The 7,141-nt window shown below is 70.1% G+C and carries 7 protein-coding genes and 1 pseudogene; 4 read left to right on the plus strand and 4 right to left on the minus strand.

Features of this window, described 5'->3' with window-relative positions:
* Positions 1–15: 15 nt before the first annotated feature.
* On the plus strand, positions 16–1,062 hold the full coding sequence (locus tag ABZX92_RS18415; protein ID WP_355560360.1) for a M4 family metallopeptidase: 1,047 nt from the start codon (positions 16–18) through the stop codon (positions 1,060–1,062).
* Here the strand turns inward: ABZX92_RS18415 and ABZX92_RS18420 are convergent.
* On the minus strand, positions 1,055–1,522 hold the full coding sequence (locus ABZX92_RS18420; RefSeq protein ID WP_355560363.1) for a helix-turn-helix domain-containing protein: 468 nt from the start codon (positions 1,520–1,522) through the stop codon (positions 1,055–1,057). The genes ABZX92_RS18415 and ABZX92_RS18420 overlap by 8 nt on opposite strands.
* Before the next feature lie 144 nt (positions 1,523–1,666).
* Here ABZX92_RS18420 and ABZX92_RS18425 point away from each other — a divergent pair, with 144 nt between their 5' ends.
* The 3 genes from ABZX92_RS18425 (at position 1,667) to ABZX92_RS18435 (ending at position 4,938) form a co-directional block, all read left to right on the plus strand.
* On the plus strand, positions 1,667–2,482 hold the full coding sequence (locus ABZX92_RS18425; RefSeq protein ID WP_355560366.1) for an alpha/beta hydrolase: 816 nt from the start codon (positions 1,667–1,669) through the stop codon (positions 2,480–2,482).
* Positions 2,479–3,528 carry a 4Fe-4S binding protein gene (locus tag ABZX92_RS18430; RefSeq protein ID WP_355560369.1) on the plus strand — a complete coding sequence of 350 codons (1,050 nt, stop codon included), beginning with the start codon at positions 2,479–2,481 and terminating at the stop codon, positions 3,526–3,528. Before ABZX92_RS18425 ends, ABZX92_RS18430 begins: the two co-directional genes overlap by 4 nt.
* Positions 3,529–3,639: 111 nt before the next feature.
* Positions 3,640–4,938 carry a tetratricopeptide repeat protein gene (locus ABZX92_RS18435; protein WP_355560371.1) on the plus strand — a complete coding sequence of 433 codons (1,299 nt, stop codon included), beginning with the start codon at positions 3,640–3,642 and terminating at the stop codon, positions 4,936–4,938.
* Here ABZX92_RS18435 and ABZX92_RS18440 read toward each other — a convergent pair whose 3' ends face one another.
* The 3 genes and pseudogenes from ABZX92_RS18440 to ABZX92_RS18450 form a co-directional block, all read right to left on the minus strand.
* A complete protein-coding gene (locus ABZX92_RS18440; RefSeq protein ID WP_355560374.1) occupies positions 4,939–5,130 on the minus strand; it encodes a DUF397 domain-containing protein in 192 nt (63 codons plus the stop codon).
* Positions 5,131–5,147: 17 nt separating this feature from the next.
* Positions 5,148–5,273, minus strand: a pseudogene (locus ABZX92_RS18445) (Scr1 family TA system antitoxin-like transcriptional regulator); the annotation flags it as partial.
* Between the two features lie 88 nt (positions 5,274–5,361).
* Positions 5,362–7,141: WD40 repeat domain-containing protein (locus ABZX92_RS18450; protein WP_355560377.1), on the minus strand; the 1,780-nt coding region annotated here is incomplete at its 5' end.

Below are 7,141 nucleotides of genomic sequence, written 5' to 3' on the forward strand. Positions count from 1 at the left end.
TAGAGGGGAACGCCCATGGTCTGCTTCATCCTGCCCGCGCACCTGCTCATCGAGCTCGCGGAAGCCGGCAACATCGACATCCGTGACACCATCCCGACGCTGCTCGCCTCGGCCGCCCTGCGCACCCAGCGCGACACGCTCACCGAGGCCATCCAGTTCCTCGACCTCAACGCGGGCCAGCTGCGCGGTCCCGCCAGCGAGTTCAAGGCGGTGCACGACGTGCAGGGCGGCGACGAGCGCAACCTGCCCGGCGTCATGCGCCGCAAGGAAGGCGACGGCGCGAACAGCGACCCCGCCGTCAACGACGCGTTCGACAACGCCGACCGCACCTACGACTTCTACCGCGACGTCCTCGGCCGCCACAGCGTCGACGGCAACGGCCTCAGGCTCGTGTCGTCCGTCCACTTCGGACGCGGCTTCGACAACGCCTTCTGGGACGGCACCCAGATGGTCTACGGCGACGGCAGCGGCAAGGTCTTCCAGTCCGGCGCGCTGGCCCGCGACATCTCCGTGGTGGGCCACGAGATCACGCACGGCGTCGTCCAGTACACCGCGGGCCTGCGCTACCGCAAGCAGTCCGGCGCCCTGAACGAGTCCTGGGCCGACGTCTTCGGCTCGCTGGTCAAGCAGCACGCGCTCGGGCAGTCCGCCGACCAGGCCGACTGGCTGATCGGCGCGGGCATCCTCGGCACGCAGCTGCAGGGCGTCGCGCTGCGGTCGATGAAGGACCCCGGCAAGGCCCACCAGCTCGACCGCCAGCCCGGCCACATGCGCAGCTACGTCGACCTGCCCGACGACGGCAACCCGCGCAACGACAACGGCGGCGTGCACATCAACTCCGGCATCCCCAACAAGGCCTTCCACCTCGCGGCGACCCGTCTCGGCGGCAACGCGTGGGATCGCGCCGGCAAGGTCTGGTACGACGCGCTCGCCACGAAGCTCCGGGTGAACTCCGACTTCGCCGAGGCGGCCGCCGCGACCACGGCGAGCGCTCAAGCGCTGTTCGGAGCCGATGTCGCGAACGTCGTCCGCTCCGCGTGGAGCGACGTCGGGGTCAGCTAGCGAGTTCGGTGTGGATCGTGTCGCGGGTGACCGGCTCGCCGCAGTGGTGGCAGAGCAGGTCGACCTGGACCGGCTGACCGCACGAGTGCCGGCGGACGACGACGGGGCTGTCCATCGCCCACTTGTCGCCCCACTGGGTCAGCGCGAGCATCACCGGGAACAGCTCCCGGCCCGCCTCGGTGAGGTGGTACTCGTGGCGGGGCGGGTGCTCGCTGTAGAGGCGACGCTCGACGATCCCGGCGGCCTCCAGCTTGCGCAGCCGGTCCGCGAGCAGGTCGCGGGACGCGCCCGTGTAGCCGGCGATGCGGGCGAAGCGGTGCACGCCGTAGCCGATCTCCCGGAGAGCCAGCAGAGACCACCGCTCGCCGAGGATCTCCAGCGCGGCCGCGAGTGAGCACGGCCGGACCCCCAGCGGCAGGTCGGCCATGCGGATGCCGGGGCGCGGTTCGGGATCGGTCATAGCCCCAGGCTAGTCGAGTGTGTTGTGTTCTCCAACCTACTGCTCTACCGTTGCGGCTCAGTCGGTAGGAAAACACAACACACTCGCCACGAGGTGCGGATGACCATGTCGATGAGCACCAGCTCCGGGATCAGCATCCCCGGGATGAGCAGCCACTTCCTCGACGCGACCGGGACGGGCGGCAGGCTGCGCCATCTCACCGGCGGTACCGGAGCGCCCCTGGTCCTGCTGCACACCGTGCGCACCCAGGCCGAGCACTTCCGCCACCTCATCCCGCTCGTCCAGCAGCGGTACACCGTGTACGCCCTCGACCTGCCGGGAATGGGGTACTCGCAGATCGTGCCCGGCGCGTCCTACGACGAACCCGCCATGCGCGCCGCCGTCACCCGGCTCATCACGCAGCTCGACCTGAGCGACGTGACGCTGCTCGGTGAGTCGATGGGGGCCGTGCTCGCCCTCACCACCGCGGCCGACCTCCCCGGCCGCGTCCGCCGGGTCGTGGCGGTGAACGCCTACGACTACGCCGGCGGGATCATGAGGTCCAGCCTGCTGGCTCGGCTGATCATCACCGGCGTCGTCGCACCCGGTGTGGGCCCGCTGCTCGCGCGGTTGGAACCCAAACCCGTCATGCGGGCCATCCTGACCGGTGGTCTCGCAGACCCCGCCGCACTGCGCGAGGACTACTTGGACGAGCTCCTCAGCGTCGGCCGCCGTCCCGGCTACTCGACCGTCGCCCGCGCCGTCTACCGCAATCTGCCCAGCCTCGTCGCGGCCCGTGCCCGCTACCGCGAGGTCACCGCGCCCATCCACCTCGTCTACGGGGAGAAGGACTGGTCGAGGCCGTCGGACCGGCAGGCCAACCGGGAACTCCTGCCCGGCGCCGAGTTCACCCAGGTGGCGGGCGCCGGCCACTTCATCGCTCTGGAACGGCCCGACGCGTTGCTGGACTCCGTCGCATGAGCGCTGCCGAGCTGCCGCCGAAGCTGGCCGCGCATCCGTCGGTGCGGGCCGTGCTCGCCCAGCGCAGGACCAGCCCACCCGCGGTGATCGACGCGTCCTGGCTGCGCGACCTGTGCCTCGCGGCCGGAGCGGACGACGTGGCCGCGGTCAGCCTGGACCACGCCGACCTGGCCGGCGAGCGCGAGCACGCGCAGGCCGCGTTGCCCGGCACCCGTTCCCTGATCGCGATGGTCTTCCGGATGAACCGCGACAACTGCCGCTCGCCGGCCCGCAGCGTCGCGAACCAGGAGTTCCACCAGGCCGGCGAGCACGCCGACCACACCGCCCGCAGCGTCACCCAGGCCCTGCAGGACGCCGGCTACCGCGCGCTCAACCCGTCGGTCGGCTTCCCCCAGGAGATGGACCGCTATCCCGGACGGATCTGGGTCGTCGCGCACAAGACCGTCGCGGTGGCCGCCGGACTCGGCGTCATGGGCCTGCACCGCAACGTCATCCACCCGAAGTTCGGCAGCTTCGTGCTGCTGGCCACCGTGCTGGTCGACGCTCCGGTGAGCGAGTACGGGCAAGCGCTGGACTACAACCCGTGCATCGACTGCAAGTTGTGCGTCGCCGCCTGCCCGGTCGGCGCCATCCGCAAGACCGGGGAGTTCGACGGGCTGGCCTGCGCCACCCACAACTACCGCGAGTTCATGAGCGGCTTCACCGACTGGGTGCAGACCGTGGCCGACAGCGAGGACGCCGCCGACTACCGCTCCCGCGTCACCGACTCCGAAAGCGCCTCCATGTGGCAGAGCCTCGCCTCGCCGCCCGGCTACAAGTCCGGGTACTGCGTGGCCGTCTGCCCCGCGGGTGAGGACGTCCTGGGCCCGTACCTCGACGACCGCAAGACCTTCATGGACACCGTGCTGCGACCGCTCCAGGAGAAGAAGGAAACCCTCTACGTCCTGCCGGGCTCGGCCGCGCAGGCACACGCCCAACGCCGCTTTCCCCACAAAGCCACCAAGGAGGTCACCGGCGGCTGGCAACCTCCGGCGCCCCGGTCGTGATCGACGCGCCTATCGCGGGCGTATCGAAATCCGCATACGTCACGGCAACAGTCCTCGATCTTCGATGGAGGCACGGACCGCAACGGTCCATGCCGACACGAAGGAGAAGGCGTGACTACTGGGGGACAGTGGAACCGGCGTTCGCTGTTGCGCGGTGCCGCCGCGGTGGCCGGTGCCGTCGCGACAGCACCGCTGCTCGGCGGGGTGGCCACGGCACTGGGCTCGCCCGGTGACGCGGACGCGTTGTTCAGGGCCGGGAGGTTCGAGGAGGCCGGCCGCGCCTACGAGCAGATCCTGAAGACCGACCCCACGAACGCGCACGCGGCCCGCAGGCGCGGTCTGGTCGGGTTGTTCGCCAACAGGTTCGCCGACGCCGAGAAACATCTCAAGCTGGCCATCGAGCTGGATCCCGGTGACAAGACCACCCACGAGTTCCTGGCCGACTGCTACCTCCGGCAGGACAAGCTCGCGCTGTCCGTACCGCACTGGCAGGCGATCGGAGAGCAGTCCTACGCCACCTGGTTCGCGGCTGTGCGCGGTGAGCCATACCAGATCCACGGAGACGTCGGCGAGGCGCGGTTTCTGAAGATGGACCCGATGCCGCTCATGGAGGTCTCGCTCAACGGCGGACCGGCGCGGAACTTCACGTTCTACACCGGCGCCCCGAGCATGGGCGTGCGCGGAACCGTGGCGAAGGACGCCGGCTTGAGCCCCGTCGCGAGCCAGAAGATCGACTACGAGGGCGGCAGCATCTGGGTGCACTACGGCGTGCTGGAGTCGTTCAGGCTGGGCGGCATCGAGCTGCGCAACGTCCCCGTGGGCTGGTCGACCACGGAGTCCGGCGAGGACGTCGACACCGACTCCGACGGCATGATCGGCACGTGGGTCTTCTACCACCTGCTGACCACCTTCGACTACGCCGGCCGCAAGCTGATCCTGCGCCGCCCCACCCCGGAAGCTGCCGCGCAGGCCCGCGCCGACGCCACCCGAGCGGGCGCCAAACCGCTGCCGCTGTGGCTGATGAACGACCACTACCTGCACAGCACCGGAAGCGTCGCCGGCTCCGGAACTCGGGTGGTGGGCACGAACTTCGGCGGAGGCGGCGAGATGGCCGCCGTCGTGTTCGGCGACACGGCCGAGCGGTTGCGCATCCGCACCGACCACGACCGTCCACTCGAGACGTTCGCCCACAGCAGCCCGGCCGTCACCTATCCCTGCTACCCGAAGGAGATCCGGCTCGGCGGTGTCGCCGCCAGGGAGATCTACTGCGAGTCGCACCCGGCCGCTTCGGTCGCGCCCCTCGGGTTCGACGTGCCGGTCTCCTTCTTCCACACCTTCTGGAAGCCGAGCACCGTCACGCTCGACTTCACCGGGATGAACCTCTACATCGCTCCCGGCAGGGCCACGTGATCACGAGCCTTTGACCGCGCGCAGCAGGTGCGTCCACTGGTGGGCCGTGAGCGGGAGGTGCGTGGCGGGGGCCTTGCTGTCCCTGATCCCGACGCCACGGCCCACTTCGACGCAGTTGCGATAGCCGTCGAGAACCGCTTTCTGGCGGGCGATTCGGTTCTCCACCAGCTTCTGCGCCTCTTCGGTCGGCATCGGGTCGGCATCGGCTTGGCGAGTGCGAGGTACCGCGTGTAGTCGGGCGTCTGAAACATGCCGTGCACGACGTTCATGGACCAGCCGACGATGCTCGACGCTATCTTCTCGTGCTCGCGCAGTGTGCGCGCCCGGTCCGTGATGCGGGGACGGTAGAACCGGCCGTCCGTTCGCCTCCACTCATCGCCCGCAGATCAACCTGAAAGCATGCTGTTCGGTGGCCTTCCAAACTCAGGAACAGGTGTCCAGGTACGGCAGGCCGGGCACGAACCGGGGCCAGTCCTGTTCGGACAGACCTCCTCCGAGGATCTCGCATGCGAGGTCGAAAGGCTTGTCCTGCACGGAGTTCAACGGCTTGAGGTCCCACAGCCGCACGCCGTCCGCCACATCGCCCGCGGCGAGCGTCGTGCCGTCCGGGCTGAACGCGAGCGGCCCGCGGGCGCGAAACCCCAGCGGCGGGCCGAGCTGACGTGGTGTGAACGGATCCGTCATGTCCCACAGGACGATGGTGCCTTCTGGGCTGCCCGTCGCGAGCAGCCGGCCGCGTGGGGCGAAGGCGACCTGTGCTGCGGCACCCGGCATCGGCTGCCCGACGCGGGACACGCTTCTGGTGTCCCACGCGAGTGCCGAGCCGCTGGACCCGCCGGCCAACAGCACGCCGTTGTCGGAGGAGAAGGCCACTGAGGTGGCGCCGGGGACGGTGCCGATGAGCGGCTCGGGGATGCTTCCCGGGGCGAGGAGGTCCCACACTCGAACGAAACCGTCCGAGCCGACGCCGGCGATCAGGCGGCTGTCCGGTGCGATGGCCGCCGCCACGACCTTCGCCTCATGCCCTCGGAGCTGCCGGTCGCGCCGGGCCGGGTCGTGCGATGGCCACAGCGACGGCGAGCTGCCGGTCTCGCCCGAGGTGGTCGTCACGAAGTAGTTCCCGTCCGGGGAGAACACCGTGAGAACCGTCGAGCGCTCCAGGTCGTGCGTTTTCCGGGGCCGGCCGGGGTCCGTAACGTCCTGGAAGGTGGTGCCCGCCGCGAGTGTGCGGCCGTCCGGGGCGAACGTCACCGCGGTCGGCTCCCGTTGCGAGACGCCGGTCAGCGGCTCCCCGATCGGTGCGGCCGGATCGGCCGGGCGCCACAGCGCGACGCGGTCTTCACCGCCGATGGCGAGTGTCCTCCCGTCCGGGCTGAACGCGAGACTGCGCACCTCTCCTCCGAACGGCCGGCCGATCGGCGCCGGGCGGAACTTGCCGGTGAGATCCCACAGGGTGTTCTCCACGGCGAGGCTGTGGCCGTCCGGCGAGAACGACACCGAACCGGCCGTGCCGGCGGGCGGCGTGCCGTGGACGCGTCTCGGTGCCGGTGGGTCGCTCACGTCCCACATCTCTGTCCCGCCGATGCCTCCCGTGATGGCGAGCGTGCGGCCGTCGGGCGAGAAGTCGAGGGACTTCGTCAGCTCGGACCCGGCCAGCCGTGCGGACACGGCACGTGGACGGTCCGGATCGGACACGTCGACGAGCAGGACACCGTCGTCGCCCGCCACCGCGGCAAGTCCGCGCACCGGTGAGAACGCCACGTCCCGCAGCGGCGCCGTGCCGACCGGCAGCCGCCCCGCTCGCCGAGGCCCCTCCGGTCGCGTCACGTCCCAGAGGCCCTCACCGGATGCCAGGAGCTCGCCTCCAGGGGAGAACGCCACAGCGTTGATCTCGCTCGCCCCGTCGTAGTGGAGGTACCAGCCGAGCAGATGTGTCCGTGCGGGTTCGGAGATGTTCCACAGCCGTGCGTCGTGCCGGTCGGCGGTCACCAGCATGCTGCCGTCGTCCGTGAACGCCATGTCCGTGATCGGCTGGAGGTCCCCGCTCAGCACCGGACCGACGCGTTGCGGTGTGGTTCCCGTCAGGTCCCAGACGAGGGTCTCGTTGCTGTTGTTCGTGGTGACCAGGGTCCGGCCGTCCGGTGAGATCGCCGCTCGGCGCAGTGTCATTCCGTCGACGGCGATCCGGTGTTTCAGTTGGGGC

The organism is Lentzea sp. NPDC006480 (genome assembly GCF_040611995.1).
Lineage (GTDB): Bacteria > Actinomycetota > Actinomycetes > Mycobacteriales > Pseudonocardiaceae > Lentzea.